This is a genomic window from Streptomyces sp. NPDC006476, assembly GCF_040612015.1.
Taxonomy (GTDB): domain Bacteria; phylum Actinomycetota; class Actinomycetes; order Streptomycetales; family Streptomycetaceae; genus Streptomyces; species Streptomyces griseorubiginosus_B.
Map to the genome: position 1 here is coordinate 41905 of NZ_JBEXPK010000052.1, position 16933 is coordinate 58837.

At 72.1% G+C, this 16933-nt stretch carries 16 protein-coding genes; 10 read left to right on the forward strand and 6 right to left on the reverse strand.

Annotation, left to right across the window (positions count from 1 at the left end; all coding sequences use genetic code 11):
- The first annotated feature begins 11 nt into the window (after positions 1 to 11).
- The gene (locus ABZZ74_RS38875) at positions 12 to 653 is read left to right on the forward strand and encodes an acyltransferase (RefSeq protein ID WP_356773271.1); all 642 of its coding nucleotides are present in this window, start codon (positions 12 to 14) and stop codon (positions 651 to 653) included.
- A gap of 96 nt (positions 654 to 749) precedes the next feature.
- The gene (locus ABZZ74_RS38880) at positions 750 to 1250 is read left to right on the forward strand and encodes a universal stress protein (protein ID WP_356773302.1); all 501 of its coding nucleotides are present in this window, start codon (positions 750 to 752) and stop codon (positions 1248 to 1250) included.
- Positions 1251 to 1252: 2 nt separating this feature from the next.
- Here the strand turns inward: ABZZ74_RS38880 and ABZZ74_RS38885 are convergent, their stop codons facing one another.
- Positions 1253 to 1588 carry a hypothetical protein gene (locus ABZZ74_RS38885; RefSeq protein ID WP_356773273.1) on the reverse strand — a complete coding sequence of 112 codons (336 nt, stop codon included), beginning with the start codon at positions 1586 to 1588 and terminating at the stop codon, positions 1253 to 1255.
- On the reverse strand, positions 1585 to 2055 hold the full coding sequence (locus ABZZ74_RS38890) for a hypothetical protein (RefSeq protein WP_356773275.1): 471 nt from the start codon (positions 2053 to 2055) through the stop codon (positions 1585 to 1587). Before ABZZ74_RS38890 ends, ABZZ74_RS38885 begins: the two co-directional genes overlap by 4 nt.
- Before the next feature lie 168 nt (positions 2056 to 2223).
- On the opposite strand from ABZZ74_RS38890, the gene ABZZ74_RS38895 reads away from it, so the two are divergent.
- The 3 genes from ABZZ74_RS38895 to ABZZ74_RS38905 all read left to right on the forward strand — a co-directional run bounded on the left by ABZZ74_RS38895 (position 2224) and on the right by ABZZ74_RS38905 (position 7735).
- Positions 2224 to 3690 carry an NAD(P)/FAD-dependent oxidoreductase gene (locus tag ABZZ74_RS38895; protein ID WP_356773276.1) on the forward strand — a complete coding sequence of 489 codons (1467 nt, stop codon included), beginning with the start codon at positions 2224 to 2226 and terminating at the stop codon, positions 3688 to 3690.
- A 101-nt stretch (positions 3691 to 3791) separates the two neighbouring features.
- On the forward strand, positions 3792 to 7022 hold the full coding sequence (icmF, locus tag ABZZ74_RS38900) for a fused isobutyryl-CoA mutase/GTPase IcmF (RefSeq protein ID WP_356773278.1): 3231 nt from the start codon (positions 3792 to 3794) through the stop codon (positions 7020 to 7022).
- A gap of 98 nt (positions 7023 to 7120) precedes the next feature.
- Entirely contained in the window at positions 7121 to 7735 is a 615-nt protein-coding gene (locus ABZZ74_RS38905) for a LysE family translocator (protein WP_356773280.1), read from the forward strand.
- Between the two features lie 16 nt (positions 7736 to 7751).
- Here the strand turns inward: ABZZ74_RS38905 and ABZZ74_RS38910 are convergent, their stop codons facing one another.
- Positions 7752 to 9464: an IlvD/Edd family dehydratase gene (locus tag ABZZ74_RS38910; protein WP_356773282.1), complete on the reverse strand. Its 1713-nt coding sequence runs from the start codon at positions 9462 to 9464 to the stop codon at positions 7752 to 7754.
- Between the two features lie 50 nt (positions 9465 to 9514).
- On the opposite strand from ABZZ74_RS38910, the gene ABZZ74_RS38915 reads away from it, so the two are divergent.
- Together ABZZ74_RS38915 and ABZZ74_RS38920 are read left to right on the forward strand one after the other, a co-directional pair.
- A complete protein-coding gene (locus tag ABZZ74_RS38915) occupies positions 9515 to 10342 on the forward strand; it encodes an IclR family transcriptional regulator (protein ID WP_356773284.1) in 828 nt (275 codons plus the stop codon).
- A complete protein-coding gene (locus ABZZ74_RS38920) occupies positions 10339 to 11391 on the forward strand; it encodes an alcohol dehydrogenase catalytic domain-containing protein (protein WP_356773286.1) in 1053 nt (350 codons plus the stop codon). The genes ABZZ74_RS38915 and ABZZ74_RS38920 overlap by 4 nt, the downstream gene beginning before the upstream one ends.
- 22 nt (positions 11392 to 11413) lie before the next feature.
- Here the strand turns inward: ABZZ74_RS38920 and ABZZ74_RS38925 are convergent, their stop codons facing one another.
- On the reverse strand, positions 11414 to 13705 hold the full coding sequence (locus ABZZ74_RS38925; RefSeq protein WP_356773288.1) for an FUSC family protein: 2292 nt from the start codon (positions 13703 to 13705) through the stop codon (positions 11414 to 11416).
- Positions 13706 to 13899: 194 nt separating this feature from the next.
- Here ABZZ74_RS38925 and ABZZ74_RS38930 point away from each other — a divergent pair, with 194 nt between their 5' ends.
- From ABZZ74_RS38930 to ABZZ74_RS38940, 3 genes are all read left to right on the forward strand, one after another.
- Complete coding sequence (locus tag ABZZ74_RS38930) at positions 13900 to 14379, forward strand: flavin reductase family protein (protein ID WP_356773290.1); 480 nt, start codon at positions 13900 to 13902, stop codon at positions 14377 to 14379.
- A gap of 201 nt (positions 14380 to 14580) precedes the next feature.
- Entirely contained in the window at positions 14581 to 14913 is a 333-nt protein-coding gene (locus tag ABZZ74_RS38935; protein ID WP_356773292.1) for a non-heme iron oxygenase ferredoxin subunit, read from the forward strand.
- On the forward strand, positions 14910 to 15503 hold the full coding sequence (locus ABZZ74_RS38940) for a helix-turn-helix domain-containing protein (RefSeq protein WP_356773294.1): 594 nt from the start codon (positions 14910 to 14912) through the stop codon (positions 15501 to 15503). Before ABZZ74_RS38935 ends, ABZZ74_RS38940 begins: the two co-directional genes overlap by 4 nt.
- 21 nt (positions 15504 to 15524) lie before the next feature.
- On the opposite strand, the gene ABZZ74_RS38945 is transcribed toward ABZZ74_RS38940, so the two are convergent.
- On the reverse strand, positions 15525 to 16250 hold the full coding sequence (locus ABZZ74_RS38945) for an SDR family NAD(P)-dependent oxidoreductase (RefSeq protein WP_356773296.1): 726 nt from the start codon (positions 16248 to 16250) through the stop codon (positions 15525 to 15527).
- Positions 16251 to 16309: 59 nt separating this feature from the next.
- On the reverse strand, positions 16310 to 16933 hold a 624-nt coding region (locus ABZZ74_RS38950), incomplete at its 5' end, for a beta-galactosidase trimerization domain-containing protein (protein ID WP_356773298.1).

Consider the following 16933-nt stretch of genomic DNA (forward strand, 5'->3'; position numbering starts at 1 on the left):
ACAATCCACGTATGACCGTGAACCAGGACGGGATCCGCATCGAGCACCGCGGGCACGCCCCGCAGGTCCACCCCACGGCCTACGTGGCACCGAACGCCACGCTGGTCGGCGACGTACGGGTCGGGCCGCGCGCCCGGGTGATGTACGGCGCGGTGCTCGATGCCGAGGGCTCCCGGATCGACATCGGCGAGGCGTCGGTGATCTGCGAGAACGCGGTTCTGCGCGCCTCCGCGGTCGCCGGCGACCAACCAGTGCTCCTCGGCGACCACGTCTTCGTCGGACCGCACACCACCCTGCTGGGCTGCGAGGTGGGCCGGTGCGCCTACCTCGCCACCTCGGCGACCGTCCTGCAGGGCGCACGGCTCGGCGCCGGCGCGGTCGTGGCCGTCGGCGCACTGGTCCACGCCCGTGCGGTGCTGCCGGACGAGTTCTTCGTGCCCCCGCACACCCTCGCCCTGGACGACCCGGCCCGCGTCCTGGCGCCGGGCGACCCGGGTGTGCCCGAGGCCGTCGCACGGGTCGGCTTCGCCCAGGTCGCCTTCGGCGTCGATGCGGCCTGGACGGACCGGATCAGGCGGTACGAGCGAGTGGCGGAGGTTCGGGTGGCGGAGTTCGGCGCGCATGCGGAGGACAGGATGCTCGGCGTCGAATGACCTTGCCCGGCGGCGGGATCATGGCACTGTGGGTGTCGTAGTCATCGCCGTTCATCGCCGAGTGTCGCCCGTCGTCGCCGAAGGAGGTTGACCGCGTTGAAAGTGGTCGTCTGGATCGTCGAGGGCACCTGGCCCGCGTGCGTGGACGCCGCGCGCAGACACGCGCTCGAGGACGCGGACGTCGTCCTGCTCCATGTCACCCCGGAGGACCTGCCGAGCGTGGCGCACGGCGCGTTCGCCGGGCTGCTCGGCCGGGGGCACGCGGAACGCGATCCCGGCACCCGCGTCGAACACCTCGCCGCGGCCTCCGCCGACCAGCTCCTGCGCGCCGCCGCCGACCGGCTCGGCCGGCCCTGCACCCGCACCGAGCGCACCGGACGCGTCGAACGCGAGGTCGTCGCGGCGGTCGAGAACGCCGATCTGCTGATCCTGGCCCGCGACGGCGACCGTACCCACCTGGGCCCGCACAGCCTCGGCCCCGCCAGCCGCTTCGTCCTGGACCACGCCCCCTGCCCGGTCCTCCTGGTCTGGCCCGAACCGGCCCCCGGCCTGGCCACCATCCCGCCCCCACCGCCGCATCCCCCGCACCACCGATAGCGTCAGCGCGCCAACCCGTGGAGGACGAGCCAGGGCAGCAGGACGGCGGGCAGCGTCAACAGCCATGGCTTGAGCGGACGTTCACGTCTGAGCGGCACGATCACATCGGCGATCGTGAGCAGCGCCAGCACGAACAGACCGGTGATGACGAGGAGGCCCAGGACCGGACCGCTGTGGTCGATCTGGTGGTACGTGCAGCCGTCCAGATCGGACCGTTCCAGGTCGTCGAGCCCGCAGTGGCCGTACGCGGCATACCAACGGGCGCACCACACCACGACGACGGTCGGTATCCCCATGAGCAGATGGACCAGCAGCGGCCCACCGTAGCGACGGATCATCGCAGCGCTGTCCGGGCGCGGGCGCGGAACTCGGTCACGTAACCCGCGCCGATCACGAGCAGGACGGCGCACACGCCGAGGAGCAGGGTCGTCCAGTTCATCCACGTGTAGTTCGGATCGCTGGTGTACGTGGTGCCGTCGTCGCGGACGCAGTCGAACCGCAGCGGCAGGTACGACGACTCGTGCCGGACGAGATGGCGGACCGTGTCGGCGCTGAAGCCGTCCCGGCACGCCGGTGCGGGCACGGAGTCCGCACCGTCGTTGTAGGCGAGCTGGGAGGCCAGGACGCCGAAGAGGCCCAGCGCGTAGACCGCTGCCGCCGAGGCCGCGGCCAGCCATGCGGCGCGGTGCAGCAGATGGACCAGCCAGGGCTGGGGGCGGCCCGGCAGCGCCATCGCGAGGAGTGAGACCGCGGCGATCAGCGCGCCCAGGGCGCAGATGGCGAAGACGGCGAGTCCGACGATCATGAGCCCCCCTGTCCGGCATGATCTCTGCCGGTTCGGAGAACTCCACCAGGCCGGAGGGCATTGGACTATGACGGAAGCCACTCCTCCAGTCACAGTGGTGTCACAAGGCCCCGTATGCGCAGCTCGCCCCCGTCCACCGCGCCCCGACTCGCACGCCGAGGAGTTTCCATGAGCACAGCCGTCGTCGTGGGCAGTGGTCCCAACGGTCTCGCGGCGGCCGTCCGGCTCGCGCGCGAGGGGGTCGCCGTCACCGTGCTGGAGGCGGCGGACGTCATCGGCGGTGGTACCCGCACCAGCGAGCTCACGCCCGGCCTGCTGCACGACCACTGTTCGGCGATCCACTCGATGGCGGCCGGCTCGCCCTTCCTGCGCACCCTGGACCTGGAGCGGTTCGGTCTGCGCTGGTGCCTGCCGGAGATCGACTGCGTGCATCCGCTGGACTCGGGAGCGGCGGGCGTGCTGCACCGGTCGGTGCGGCGGACCGCCGAGGGGCTCGGCCGTCCCGACGGCTCTCGCTGGGAGCGGCTGTTCGGGCCCCTGGGTGAAAACTTCGACGCGCTGGCCGGGGACTTCCTGGGCCCCCTGACCCGCGTGCCGCGTCACCCGCTGCTGCTGGCCCGCTTCGGCCTCCCGTCGCTGCTGCCCGCCTCCGCGCTGGCGCGGGTGTGGCGTTCACAGGCGGCGCGGGGGCTGTACGGCGGCATCGCCGCGCACGCCTTCCGGCCGCTGAACCGCCCGGCCACCGCCGCCATCGGGGTGTCGATCATCGCGTCCGGGCACCGGTACGGCTGGCCGGTGGCGGCGGGCGGCTCGCGCGCGATCAGCGATGCCCTGGCCGGTCTGCTGGGAGAGCTGGGCGGCCGGGTCGAGACCGGTGTCCGGGTGCGGTCGGCGGCCCAACTCCCGCCCGCGGATGTGGTGTTGTTCGACCTGGCGCCGGTCGCGGTGGCCGACGTGCTCGGCGACCGGCTGCCGGCCCCGGTCGCCCGCGCCTACCGTCGCTTCCGGCACGGTCCGGGTGCGTTCAAGGTGGACTTCGCGGTCGAGGGCGGGGTGCCCTGGACCCACGAGGCGGCACGGCGGGCGGGAACCGTGCACCTCGGCGGGACCTTCGAGCAGGTCGCCGCCGCCGAGCGCGCCGTCCACCTCGGCCGGATGCCCGAGCGGCCGTTCGTGCTGGTCGGACAGCAGTACCTGGCCGACCCGGCGCGCTCCGCGGGGGACGTCCACCCGGTGTGGACGTACGCGCACGTGCCGCACGGCTACGACGGCGACGCGACCGAGGCGATCGTCCGGCAGATCGAACGGTTCGCCCCTGGTTTCCGCGACCGGGTCGTCGGCAAGGCGGTGCGTACGCCGGCCGCCTTCGAGGAGTACAACCCGAACTTCGTCGGCGGGGACATCGTCACCGGCGCCAACACCGTCCGCCAACTGCTGGCCCGCCCCCGCCCCGCCCTCGACCCGTACGCCACGGGCGTGCCCGGCATGTTCATCTGTTCGGCCGCCACCCCGCCGGGAGCCGGGGCGCACGGCATGTGCGGAGCGCACGCGGCCGAGTCGGCGCTGCGGTATCTGCGGCGTACGGGGCGTCGATCGCCCCGGGTGAGGGCACAGGATAGTAGGACGTCCGAGTAACTGTGCTGCTCCTCACATGCCGCCCTCCGGCCTCCGATTACTAGGACGTCCTACTATTTCTACGTCAGCGCCCGCGACCTGCCCTGGGAAGGCCCCCCGCCATGAGCGATCTGCACCGGCCCGTGCACCCCGTCCGTCTGGTCACGGCCTCGGCCCTGTTCGACGGGCATGACGCCTCGATCAACATCATGCGGCGCATCTTCCAGTCCCAGGGCGCCGAGGTGATCCACCTCGGCCACAACCGCTCCGTACAGGAGGTCGTCGACGCGGCCCTCGAAGAGGACGCCCATGGCGTGGCGGTCTCCTCCTACCAGGGTGGGCATGTCGAGTACTTCGAGTACCTGGTCCGGTCGCTGCGCGAGCAGGGGGCGGAGCATGTGCGGGTGGTGGGCGGCGGTGGCGGGGTCATCGTTCCCGAGGAGATCGCCCGGCTGCGGGGGACCGGGGTGACCATCTTCTCCCCGGAGGACGGGCAGCGGATGGGGCTGGCCGGGATGGTCAACACGGTCGTGCGGGACTGTGACTTCGACCTGTGGGACGCCAGGCCGGCCGACGTCGCCGCCGTGCTGGCCGGTGACCGTTTCGCCATCGCCCGTGCCGTCACCGGTGCCGAACTCGGCAAGCTGGACACGGAGTTCCTGGGGCAGCTGCGTGCCGCGGCCACCGCCCGGACCGTGCCGGTGCTGGGCATCACCGGCACCGGCGGCTCCGGAAAGTCCTCCCTCACCGACGAGTTGGTGCGCCGCTTCCGGGTCGACCAGCAGGACAAGCTGCGGATCGCGGTGATCGCCGTCGACCCGACCCGCCGCCGCGGCGGGGGCGCCCTGCTCGGTGACCGCATCCGGATGAACTCCCTGGACGGCAACCGGGTGTTCTTCCGCAGCCTGGCCACCCGCGGCAGCCGCGAGCTGCCCGAGCACCTCTCCGAAGTGATCGACGTCGTGAAGGCCGCCGGGTTCGACCTGGTGATCGTGGAGACACCGGGCATCGGCCAGGGCGACGCGGCGATCGTGCCGTTCGTCGACACCTCGCTGTATGTGATGACGCCGGAGTTCGGCGCCGCCTCCCAGCTGGAGAAGATCGACATGCTCGACTTCGCCGACGTGGTGGCGATCAACAAGTTCGAGCGGCGCGGCGCGAAGGACGCGATGCGGGACGTGGGCCGTCAACTGGTCCGCAACCGCGAGGCGTTCGGTAAGCGGCCGGAGGACATGCCGGTCTACGGCACCTCCGCGGCGACCTTCAACGACGACGGCGTCACCGCCCTGCACCAGCACCTGAGGACCGTCCTGGCCGAGAAGGGACTGCCGCTGGTCGAGGGCACGCTGGCACCGGTCGACGTACGGCACTCCTCCGGCATCCGCCAGGTGGTCCCCGCCGACCGGGTCCGCTACCTCGCCGAGATCACCGAGTCCATCCGCGCCTACCACGCCACCACCGGTCAACTGGCCGACGCCGCGCGGCGGGTGCAGCGCCTGGCGGCGGTCGAGGGGGAGCTGGTCGACGCCGGCCTGGACGCCGAGGACGTACGGTCACTGCTGGCCCAGGCGCGGCGGCAGCTGCCGTACGAGATCGCCGAGCAGATCCAGAACTGGCCCGCGGTCGTGGCCGCCTACTCCGGTGACGAGCAGGTGGTGAAGGTGCGGGACAAGGAGATCCGCACCAAGCTCACCCGCGAGTCGCTGTCCGGCAACAAGATCCCCCGCGTCGCCCTGCCCCGCTTCACCGACCACGGCGAACTGGTCCGGTTCTGGCGAGCGGAGAACCTGCCCGGCCACTTCCCCTTCACCGCCGGGGTGTTCCCCTTCAAGCGCGACGGCGAGGACCCGGCCCGTATGTTCGCCGGCGAGGGCGACCCCTTCCGCACCAACCGCCGCTTCAAGCTGCTCTCCGAAGGCCAGCCCGCCACCCGCCTGTCCACCGCCTTCGACTCCGTCACCCTCTACGGCCGCGACCCCGACGAACGCCCCGACATCTATGGCAAGGTCGGCACCTCCGGCGTCTCGGTGGCCACCCTGGAGGACATGAAGGCCCTCTACGACGGCTTCGACCTCGTGGCACCGACCACCTCGGTCTCCATGACCATCAACGGGCCCGCGCCCACCATCCTGGCCTTCTTCCTCAACACCGCGATCGACCAGCAGACCGAGAAGTTCCGCGCCGCCGAGGGCCGCGACCCGTCCCCCGAGGAAGCGGCCGAACTGCGCGCGCACGCGCTGGCGACCGTGCGCGGCACCGTGCAGGCCGACATCCTCAAGGAGGACCAGGGCCAGAACACCTGCCTGTTCTCCACCGAGTTCTCGCTTCGGATGATGGCCGACATCCAGGAGTGGTTCATCCAGAACAAGGTCCGCAACTTCTACTCGGTGTCCATCTCCGGCTACCACATCGCCGAGGCCGGCGCGAACCCCATCAGCCAGCTCGCCTTCACCCTGGCCAACGGCTTCACCTACGTCGAGGCCTACCTCGCCCGGGGCATGCACATCGACGACTTCGCCCCCAACCTGTCCTTCTTCTTCTCCAACGGCATGGACCCCGAGTACTCCGTGCTGGGCCGGGTCGCCCGCCGCATCTGGGCGGTGGCGATGAAGGAGAAGTACGGCGCCAACGAGCGCTCGCAGAAGCTGAAGTACCACGTCCAGACCTCCGGACGCTCCCTGCACGCCCAGGAGATGGACTTCAACGACATCCGCACCACCCTGCAGGCGCTCATCGCCATCTACGACAACTGCAACAGCCTGCACACCAACGCCTACGACGAGGCCGTCACCACCCCCACCGAGGACTCCGTCCGCCGGGCCCTGGCCATCCAGCTGATCATCAACCGGGAATGGGGCCTGGCGATGAACGAGAACCCGCTCCAGGGATCGTTCATCATCGACGAACTGACCGACCTGGTCGAGGAGGCCGTCCTGCAGGAGTTCGAGCGCATCAGCGAACGCGGCGGTGTGCTCGGCGCGATGGAGACCGGCTACCAGCGCGGACGCATCCAGGACGAGTCGATGCTGTACGAGCAGCGCAAGCACGACGGCTCGCTGCCCCTGATCGGCGTCAACACCTTCCGCAACCCGCACGCCGACACCGCCGAACCGGCCGTCGTCGAACTCGCCCGCGCCACCGAGGAGGAGAAGCACTCCCAACTGGGGCGCGTCCAGGACTTCCAGGCCCGCCACCAGGAGCCGGCCCATGCCGCCCTGGCCGCCCTGAAGGACGCGGCGGTCAGCGGCGACAACGTCTTCGCCGTCCTGATGGACGCCGCCCGGGTCTGCTCCCTCCAGCAGATCACCGACGCGTTCTTCGAGGTGGGCGGAGAGTACCGCCGTAACGTCTGACGGTCACCGATACGAGATCGGCCGCATGCCCTTGCGTGCCGGTGGAACACGGCAGTTCTCGGCTCGGCCCGTAAGCGGGCGGCAGGACGGAGGACGGCATGTCGGTCGATCTCGTGGGGTTCGTCGGAGTGGTGCTGCTCGCCTACCTGGTGCCGGGTCCCGACTTCGTGGTCATCGTCCGGGCGTCCGTCCGGCGACGCGCACTGGGCAGAGCGGCGGCTCTCGGCGCCCAGACAGGGCTGTGTGTGCACATGTGCGCGGCCGTCCTGGGACTGTCCGTCCTCGCGACCCGGTTCGCGTACGCCTTCACCGTCATCAAGCTGCTCGGGGCCGCCTATCTGGTGTACCTGGGCGTGCGCGCCCTGCTCGACGCACGGCGGATGCCGCAGCGGGAGGACGGCCCCCGCTGCGCGACCGACCGGCGCCGCAGCTTCCTCCAGGGCTTTGTGACCAATGCCCTCAACCCCAAGGCGGCGCTGTTCTTTCTCAGCGTCCTGCCCCAGTTCGTGGACCGCGACGGTCCGCTCACCGGGCAGATCCTTCTCCTGGGCGTGGCTGACATCGTCCTCGGCATCGGCTACTGGCTGGCCCTCGTGATGGTCGCGGCCCGGCTGCGGTCCGTGCTGGAGCGTCCGGCCTGGCGGCGCCGCTGGGAGCGGGTCACCGGCGGCCTCCTCATCGCCATCGGGTTCGGGGTCGCGGCGACGGAGTGACCGTCACCGTCGGCCCTCAGTGCGACTCGCGGCTGACCTCCGAGCCGCTGGAGCCGACCAGGAAGTCCAGGTCGGCTCCGGTGTCGGCCTGCAGGACGTGGTCGACGTAGAGGCGTTCCCAGCCCCGCCCGGGGTTGGCGAAGCCGGTGACGGTGGCCTTGCTCGGGGTGCGGCGGGCGAGTTCCTCGGCCGGTACGTCCATGTCGATGCGCCGGGCCGCGACGTCCAGGGTAATGAGGTCCCCGGTGCGGACGAGGGCGAGAGGGCCGCCCGCCGCGGCTTCCGGAGCCACGTGCAGCACGACCGTGCCGTACGCCGTACCGCTCATCCGGCCGTCGCAGACGCGGACCATGTCGCGGACGCCCTGGGCGAGGAGCTTCCTGGGCAGGGGCATGTTGGAGACCTCGGGCATGCCCGGGTAGCCCTTGGGGCCGCAGCCGCGCAGGACCAGGACCGAATCGGCGTCCACGTCGAGGTCGGGGTCGTCGATGCGGGCGTGGAAGTCCTCGATGGAGTCGAAGACGACCGCCCGGCCGCGGTGGCGCAGCAGGTGCGGTGAGGCGGCCGCCGGTTTGACGAGCGCGCCGTCGGGGGCGAGGTTGCCGCGCAGGACGGCGATACCCCCCTCGGCGACGAGCGGTTCGGCGCGGGTGCGGATGACCTCGCCGTCCCAGATCGGCGCCTCGTCGAGGTAGTGGACCAGCGGCTCGCCGGTGACGGTCAGCGCGTCGGGGTCGAGCAGGTCGCGGACCTCGCGCAGGACGGCGAGGAGGCCGCCGGCGCGGTGGAAGTCCTCCATCAGGAAGCGGCCGGCGGGCTGGAGGTCGACCAGGACGGGGACGCGCGAGCCGATGCGGTCGAAATCGTCGAGGGTCAGCTCGACGCCCAACCGGCCCGCGATCGCCAGGAGATGGACGACGGCGTTCGTGGAGCCGCCGATCGCGGCCAGCGCCACGATCGCGTTGTGGAAGGAGGCCTTGGTCAGGAAGGCCGACGGCCTGCGGTCGGCGCTGACCAGCTCCACGGCCAGCCGGCCGGTGTGGTGCGCGGCCTGCAGCAGTCGGCTGTCGGGTGCGGGGGTTCCGGCGACTCCGGGTACGACGGTGCCCAGGGCCTCGGCCACCAGCGCCATCGTGGAGGCGGTGCCCATGGTGTTGCAGTGCCCGCGGCTGCGGATCATCGCGGACTCGGAGCGGGTGAACTGCTCCTGGGTGAGGGTCCCGGCGCGGACCTCCTCGGACAGCCGCCACACGTCCGTACCGCAGCCCAGCGGACGCCCGCGGAAGGTCCCGGTCAGCATCGGACCGCCCGGCACGACGACCGCGGGCAGGTCCACCGACCCGGCTGCCATCAGCAGGGACGGGATCGTCTTGTCGCAGCCGCCCAACAGCACCACGCCGTCGATGGGGTTGGCCCGGAGCATCTCCTCCGTGGCCATCGCCGCCATGTTGCGCCAGAGCATCGCCGTCGGGCGCACCTGGGTCTCGCCCAGCGACACCACCGGCAGATCCAGCGGGATGCCGCCCGCCTCGTGGACGCCGTCGCGGACCGAGGCCGCGACCTCGTCGAGATGCGCGTTGCACGGGGTCAGATCCGAGGCGGTGTTGGCGATGGCGATCTGCGGCCGGCCCGAGAACGCGTCCTCGGGCCCTCCTCGGCGCATCCACGCCCGGTGGATGTAGGCGTTGCGGTCCTGACCCTCGTACCACTGGGCGCTGCGGAGCGTCACCCTCGAGCCCCTTCCGGCAATCGACACACAGGTCTAATCTGTGGAACGCCATGGAGCATACGCAGACCGATGAGGGATCGACAGACCTCGACGAAGACGGCTCCGAGCGCGTCGGCGGAGCACGGCTGGTGGGGTCGGACCGGGTGCTCGCGGTCCTCAAACAGCTCGCCCGGCATCCGGAGGGCGTGGGCCTGGAGGAACTGACCCGGGCGATGGGCAGCCCGAAACCCACCGTGCACCGGGCGCTGGCCGCCCTGCGCCGGGCCGGATTCGCCGATCAGGACGGGCGCGGCCACTATCTGCTCGGCGACGAGTTCCTGCGCATGGCCTTCGCCCACCACGAAGCGCGTCCGGAACACGTCCGCATGCGGCCGGTGCTGGAGGCGCTGGCCGCCCGCTTCGGCGAGACCGCCCACTACGCCGTCCTCGACGGCCGCGAGGTCGTCTACCGAGCCAAGGTCGACCCGCCCACCGGTGCCGTCCGGCTGACCTCCACGGTCGGCGGCCGCAACCCCGCCCACGCCACCGCCGTCGGAAAGCTGCTGCTCGCCCATGAGTTGAGGACGCCGGAGGCCGTACGACGGTGGATCGGCGACGCTCCCCCGGAGCGCCGGACACCCCGAACCAGGTGTGGGGCCGAGGAGTTGCACCGCGAGCTGGAGGTGACCCGCACACGCGGGTACGCCCTCGACGACCAGGAGAACGAGGCAGGCGTCAACTGCCTCGCCATGCCCGTCTACGCCGTCTCACCGACCGCTCCCTCAGGAGCAGTGAGCGTCAGTGCCCTCGCCTACCGAACTCCCTTGCAGACCTTGACCGAAGGGATCGACGACATCCGCAAGCTGCTCGGCCCGCTGAACGGGCCGCACCCGAGATGACCGTCCGCGCCATACGCGCTTTCGTCCTGGCCGCACCGGAGGAGTACGCGGTCCAGGAGGTCCCGGCACCCGTGGCGGCTCCCGGTGAAGTCGTCGTCGACGTCGAGCGGGCCGGTGTCTGCGGCACCGACGCCGAGTTCTTCAGCGGCGCGATGGCCTACCTCCACCAGGGACACGCCGCCTACCCCATGCGCCTGGGCCACGAGTGGGCCGGACGCGTGGCCGCCGTCGGCGACGGGGTGGACCCCGCGTGGATCGACCGGCGCGTCATGGGGGACACCATGCTCGGGTGCGGCGACTGCCGCCGCTGCCGACGAGGCCACCAGCACGTGTGCGACAAACGGCAGGAGGTCGGCGTACGCGGGAACCGGCCCGGGGCGCTGGCCGAGCAACTGGCTGTCCCCGCCACGTCCTTGCACGCCCTGCCGGACTCCGTCGACGCCGAACTCGGGGCACTGGTGGAGCCGGGCGGCAACGCCCTGCGCGCTGCACGGGCCACGGGCGCCGGGCCCGGTGACCGGGTTCTGGTGCTCGGGCCGGGGACGATCGGGCTGCTCGTGGCGATGTTCGTCCGGGCCGCCGGGGCCGAGGTGCACCTCATGGGCCGTACCGCGTCGTCGCTCGCCTTCGCCCGCGCACTGGGCTTCGAGCACGTGTGGGGGGAGGGCGCCGTTCCCGAGCTGCCCTTCGACGCCGTCGTCGACGCCTCGAACGCCGCCCATCTGCCGGGCACGGCGCTGGAGTTGGTCGAGCCGGCCGGACGGCTCGTGTACATCGGACTGTCCGGTGAACCGAGCCGTGTCGACACCCGCACGCTCGCCCTGAAGGACGTGACCGCGGTGGGCGTGCTGTCCGCGTCCCCGGGACTGGCGGCGACGATCCGGGCCTACGCGGAGGGTCTGGTCGATCCGCGACCGCTCGTCGCGGCGACCGTCGGCCTGGAGTCCGTCGGCGCCGTGCTCGCCGGGGAACGGCCCGCGGAAGCGGGTCCCGGCCCGAAGATCCTCGTTGATCCACGGCGGGAGGACGCTCGTCCGGCGCACCGGTGAGGGGGCCTCGTGAGACCTGGTCTCACGTCTCGGCGGTCCTCGCCGCCGCGGCCAGCCCGGACTGCAGGCGGCGGGCCGCGTCGAGGTGGTCGGCGGTCCAGATGATGCGGACCGCCGTGTCCGTGGCCTTGCCGTCCTCGTCGCTCAGATCGCGGCGCAGGGAGGTGACCAGGCGGGCCTCGGCGGCCGGGTCCGGGGGCATCGGGTCCGGCACCGAGGTGCCGCGGTCCAGGCCCGTCGCCAGGTTGCGGTACCAGACGGAGACATGGTCCGCGGTACCCATCAGCACCAGACGTGCGTCCACCCGGTCCGTTCCGTCGGGCTGCTCACCGGCGCGCTGCCACAGGCCCAGGACGGCGTCCGCGGCCAGCCGCAGTCCGACGACGCCGGTGACGAGGGTGGTCATGTCCGCCAGGGGCACCGGTTTGGCGCCGCGTTCCGCGAGATAACTGCGGAAGGCGTCGTCCAGGCGCCGAGCCGCGGCCGCCGCCTGGCGGTTCTCTTCTTCCGGGGCCGCGACGGGCGGGGGACCGCCTGCGCAGCGGCCCACCGCGTACCGCACCGCGCCGGCCAGATAGCGCGCGCTGTCGGTGTAGGCGGCGGCGAGGGCACGGTCTACGGCGGCCGTGGCGCCGCGCGGCCAGAAGAACAGGCCGACCAGCACGCTCACCCCGCAGCCCAGCGCGATGTCCTCGATCCGCAGCAGCACGATGTGCCAGTCCGGGTGCCGGCCGATGTTGAACAGGATGACCAGCGTGACGGTGAAGGCCGCCTGACCTGCGGCGAAGGAGATGGCGGCGGGTGCGATGCCCGCGACCAGCACGGCGAGGGGCAGCAGGAACCACAGCACCGTGCTGTGGTCGCCGATCAGCTGGAGCAGCCCGGCGCCGAGGACCGAGCCGACGAGGGTGCCGCCCAGAGCGCGTACGGCGTTCTGGCCGGTGTTGAGGGCGTTGGAGCGCAGGACCGACAGCGTGCCCAGCAGCACCCAGAAGGAGTGCTGGACGCCGGTGGCGTCGGCGAGGGCGACCGCGACGCCGAGGCCGAGCGCGCCACGCAGGCTGTTGTGCAGCCAGACGGAGCCGCGCTGGAGGTGGGCGGCGGCCCGCTCGCGCGCCGAGGCCAGCGGCTGGACGACGGTACCGGGTTCGAGGCCCAGCAGCCGCTCCGGCCAGCTGCGGCGCTCGGCGGCCGCGGCCAGGTCCACGTTGCCGGCGATCTGCAGGGTGGCGAACCCCAGTTCCTGCGCGCGGAAGGACAGGTCCAGGGAGCCGAGGAAGTCCCGGATCTCCTCCTCCGTGCCCGGACGGGGCCGGTGCACCGGCAGCCGGGTGACGGCCCCGTGCTCCATGCCGTCGATGACCTCGCGCAGCTCCGCCGAGGCGGCCCGCAGAGCCTTCGGGTTCGACCGTGGGGCGTCCAGGAGATCGGCGGCCCGCTCCAGGACCTCGGCGGCGGATCGCCGTACTCGATGCGCGTCCAGGTCGAAGCCGGCGTTCCCATCATCCGGAGGCGCGCTCTCGGCCACGATGGCACTGAGCCAGGTCAGTTCGTCGACCAGCCGGACGATGGCCCGCGACCCGGTCGACAGGCCCGTCGGCCGGTAGGGCGTGGCGTCGAAGGCGGCGCGCAGCTCGGTGGCCGCGGTGGCGGCGTCGGCGGCGGCCGCCCGGCAGTGGGCCGGGCTCGGCGCGTCCGGATCGGCGGCGAGCCGGGACGCGTCGGCGTGCAGCTGTGCGGCGGCCGCGCGGCAGACCCGGGCGGCGGGCGCGCTGAGCGGGTCCGCGGTGGGCCGGGGCCAGAGCAGGGAGATCGCGGGCAGGGCGGCGGCCGCCGCGAGGCCCGCGCCGGCGAGCCGGTCGGGCAGCTGCGAGAGCGGGCCGGGTGAGGTCACCGGAAGGACGAAGCCCAGCAGCAGTGCCGTCGACGCGCCCGCGAGGACGGAGCTGACGACACCCGCGAACAGCACCAGAAAGCCGACCACCACGGTGACCGTGACCGCCAGCCACGTCTGCCGGGCCACGAGCGTGCCCAGACAGATCAGCAGCGCCCAGGCCACCGCGAGTCCCACATGGGCGCGCAGCCGCTGCACCATCGGACCGGTGAACTCCACGAGCAGCAGCATCGAGAACGAGCCGAACGCCGCGAACGTGGCGATCGTCGGCGCGTGCAGCACCTGGCTGCACAGCGCGAACAGGGCCGGCATGACCAGCGCGGTCCGACCCGCCCGGCGCGTCGCCGCCAGTCCCGGATCGTGGTCCCGCAACCACGCCACGAGCCGCCCGCCGACCGGGAGAGGACCAGGTATCCGCATACGCCCGCACACCTCCCGTCGGCACGACGCCCGCGCGCCCCACAGGTGTCGAGTATGTGCGTCTCGGGAGCCCGCCGCCCGCCTTCCCGCCGAAAACACCCGGACCGCAGGGGCAAGGTTTACGCCCGTGAGCCGGGGTGGAAGGCGGGCACTCGTACGCGGAGCGATGGGCGAGGGATCCGGAGCGGGCAGCCATGACAGACATCGACACGTTCACCGACCGGCTGAACCCCGACATGTGCGTGGTCACGGCCTCGGCGGATGGGCGGCGGGCCGGGTGTCTGGTGGGGTTCTTCTGCCAGTGCTCCATCCAGCCCGCGCGGTTCGCGGTGTGGATCTCCAAGGCCAACCACACCTACGACATCGCCCGCCGGGCCGACTGCCTCGCCGTCCATCTGCTGACCCGTGAGCAGCACGAGCAGGCGGAGCTGTTCGGCGGACGGACCGGCGACCGGACCGACAAGTTCGCCCGGGTGCGGTGGACACAGGGGTACGGCGGCTCGGCGATCCTGGACGAGGTCGCGGCGTGGTTCGTCGGCACCGTCGAGAGCCACATCGACGGAGGCGATCACGTCGGCTTCGTCCTGGCACCCGTGCAGTGGGGAGGCGGCACGGACGGTCCACTGCTCAGGCTCCGCGACGCGCTGGACATCGACCCGGGCCATCCGGCCTGAACGTCTACGGGAGTGGCGGTGACCTAGGTCCATGTGCCGAGGAGAGTTCGGACTGGGGGAGGGTCCTGGGCCGAGGTCGCGTCGCTATGGTGGGCGATCAGTCACCATCACGCGCGTGACCTCCTGACCGGCGCGACCGGCCCCACGCACTTCCGTTGGAGCGGACGGCCGCCCGAGTCAGGGACGCACCCGAGGAGAGCGATGCCGAGCGACGGCTACACGTACGTCTGCGCGTTCGACGTACTGGAGGAGGACGTGCCGCGCCGGTTCGAGGTGGAGGGTGTTCCCCTCTCCCTCGTCCTCACCGAAAAGCAGGTGTTCGCGATCCACGACGTGTGCTCGCACAGCGCCGTCTCGCTCTCCGAGGGCGAGGTCGAGCGGTGCACGGTCGAGTGCTGGCTGCACGGCTCCCGCTTCGACCTGCGCACCGGCCACCCCCTCGACCCGCCGGCGACGCGCCCCGTCCCCGTGTACCCCGTGCAGATCGAGGACGGCCGCGTCTACGCCCTCGTACCACCGCGGAGCCAACGGTGACGCAGGTGCCGGACGACGCCGTCGTGGAGCGGGCCGACGCGGCCCGCAACCGCGCCCGGCTGCTGGAGGCGGCCGCCGACCTGGTGGCCGAACGCGGCGCGGACCATGTGACGATGCACGAGGTCGCCCAGGCGGCCGGGGTGGGCAAAGGCACCTTGTTCCGCCGGTTCGGCGACCGGACCGGACTCCTGCTGGCGTTGATGGGTGACGCAGAGGCGGAATTCAACGAGGCGTATACCTGCGGTCCGCCTCCGCTCGGACCGGGAGCGTCGGCGCGAGCGCGGCTGACGGCGTTCGGCTGCGCCCTGATCGAGCGCATCACCGACGAAAGCGACCTGGGAGCCGCGCTGGCCCGCCAGGTCCCCCTCGAACGCCGTCACTCCTCCGAGCCCGGCCGTTCCTTCCAGCAGCACATCGCATCTCTTCTGCGGGAAGCGGGAGTTGACGCCGATGATGAGATGATCGCCCACGCCCTGCTGGTGTTCACCAACCTCGAGACCATCGACTACCTCAGCGACGAGTGCGGGATCCCTGCGACCCGTCTGCGCTCCACGTGGGCCGACCTGGTAAGACTGGTGACCGGAGGCTGAGCTGCAGGTAGCCCGGCGATCTCACAGCTGTGTGGCTGTCTCCTCGGTCAGTGCCTGCAACAGGCGGTCCTGGAACGCCTGGTCGTGGACCGCGCCGTGCGGTTCGCGCTGTTGGCGGTGGTACCAGTACCCGCCTGTGGTCCGGGCCTGGGGGTCGTCGCTGGTCGCGAGCCACACCTGTGTCTCATGGCCGAGTTCCAGATCGTCGGGCGCGCTCGGCCCGCCCATCTTCGTCGGCACCCAGCCCGGGTCCACCGCGTTGCTCAGCACCCCGGGCCGCAGGCGCGCCACCGCCGCCGCGAGCGTCGTGACGAACAGCTTGCTGTCGGCGTAGGAGCCCGCGCCCCGCCCCTGCCAGTCGACCCCGGCGAGCGAGGGGCGCCCGCCGAAGTGCGAGCCGCTGCTGAGGTACACGAGCCGCCGCGGCCCGCGCAGCAGGGCCGTGAGCAGGTACGGCGCGACGATGTTGACCGGCATGACGGCCGGCCCGCTCCACACGCCGGCGTTGTGGATGACCGCGTCGAGCGGCTTCGCGTCGTTCAACTCGGCGGCGATGTCCCGTACCGCCGCACGATCGGCGAAGTCGCCCACCACGAGCCGGGCCCCGCGCTCGACCAGGGTGTCGAGTGCCGCAGCGCGCTCGCGGCTCCGGGCGTGCACCACCACGTCGTGTCCCGCGGACAGCAGCGCTGCGGCCGCGGCCCGCCCCAGACCGTCCGCGGATCCGGTCACCAGAATCCGACTCAAGATGACACCGCCTCTCTGGTGATCGCTCGTCCCCGTCCTCCTCATCATCGTCGATCAGGTCAGCGGGGTTCGCGAACCACCGCCACCTCGCCCGCCGGCACGGTGACCGAACCGGTCGTGGGTTTGCCGGAGAGGAGTTCCGTCGCCTCGGGGGAGACGGGGATGTGCGCGTCGCGGTCGGTGTGGTTGATCAGGAACAGGTAGTCGGCGTCCGGGCCGCGGCGGCGGGCCACCTCCACGCCCTCGGGGGCCTCGCGCACCCTCTCCACGCCCGCTTCGGTGCGGATGCGGTCGAGCAGGGCGGCGAGGGTGGCGGGGTCGGGGTGGGTGGCCAGGTACCAGGCGGTGCCCGAGCCGTGGGCATTGCGGGTGATGGCGGGGACGCCGGCCAGCGGGCCGTCCTCGTACGAGGTGACCGCCTGCGCGCCCTCCAGCCGTAGCCGCTCCGACCACAGCGTGCCCGTGCCGCCGTCGCTCAGGCGAACCCGCTCGTCGGGCAGCAGGGGGAAGAGTTCGTCGGTGCGCACGCCGAGGGTCTCGCGGAAGGCGCCCGGGTAACCGCCCAGCCGGACGTGGCAGTTGGCGTCGACCATGCCGCTGTGGAAGCCGACCGCCAGGGTGCCGCCGCGCTCGGCGAAGCCGGTGAGGTTGGCCGCGCCCTCGTCGTCGATCAGGTAGAGGGA